This is a genomic window from Moraxella sp., assembly GCF_024227015.1.
Lineage (GTDB): Bacteria > Pseudomonadota > Gammaproteobacteria > Pseudomonadales > Moraxellaceae > Moraxella.
On sequence record NZ_JAAELD010000309.1, the window covers coordinates 1 to 1,120 of the forward strand.

Sequence of the window (1,120 nt, forward strand, 5' to 3'; positions counted from 1 at the left end):
ACTCTAGTGGTAAAGTGTTGTATAACGCTCGCATCATTCCTTACCGTGGTTCATGGCTTGACTTTGAATTTGACGTAAAAGACTTAGTATATGCACGTATTGACCGTCGCCGCAAACTACTTGCGACCATTATTTTGCGCGCTATTGGTATGGATACCACGGACATTTTACATACGTTCTTTGAAACCACGGACGTGGTTAGAGGGGCGGAGTCTTTTGAAGTGGAGCTGGTGCCTGAGCGTCTGATGGGCGAGATGGCACAGTTTGATATTGTTGCTCCTGATGGTAAGGTCATCGTTGAGCAAGGCAAACGCATTAACAGCCGTCGCATCAAAGAAATCCAAGCCACAGGCATGACTACTTTGGCGGTGCCTGATGAGTATCTATACGAGCGTATCTTGGCAGAAGACATCGTGGCTGGCGAAGAAGTGATTGCTCGTGCCAACACGCTAATTACTCATGAATTATTGATTAAGTTGCTAGAAAAAGACATCAAGCAATTTAAGATCTTGTTTACCAATGACATCGATCATGGGGCGTATATCGCTGATACTTTGCGTGCCGATGTAGTCACCAGTCGTGAAGAAGCATTGATTGAAATTTATAAAGTGATGCGTCCAGGTGAGCCACCAACCCTTGAAACGGCAGAAAAACTGTTTGAAGGTATGTTCTTTGGTCAAGAGCGTTATGACTTATCCAATGTCGGACGCATGAAATTTAACCGCCGTTTGGGTCGTGAATTTGTAGAGTCTGACGACATCGAGATTCAGCGTCAGCAGGGCGTGTTGTCTAAAGATGACATCATTGACGTGGTTAAGGAGTTGATTGAGATTCGCAATGGTCGTGGCGAAGTAGACGACATCGACCATTTGGGCAATCGCCGTATCCGTAGCGTGGGCGAGATGACCGAAAACCAATTCCGTATTGGTTTGGCTCGTGTAGAGCGCGCGGTTAAAGAGCGTCTAACCAATGCCGAATCTGACAACCTATCGCCCCAAGACTTAATTAACTCCAAACCTGTGGTGGCTTCTATCAAAGAGTTCTTTGGTTCAAGTCAGCTGTCACAGTTTATGGATCAAAACAACCCCTTATCAGAGATCACTCATAAACGCCGTGTTTC

General features: G+C 45.8%; 1 pseudogene. It reads left to right on the forward strand.

From position 1 onward, the window contains the following. Positions 1 to 1,120: pseudogene (rpoB, locus tag GY683_RS07045) on the forward strand (DNA-directed RNA polymerase subunit beta); the annotation flags it as partial.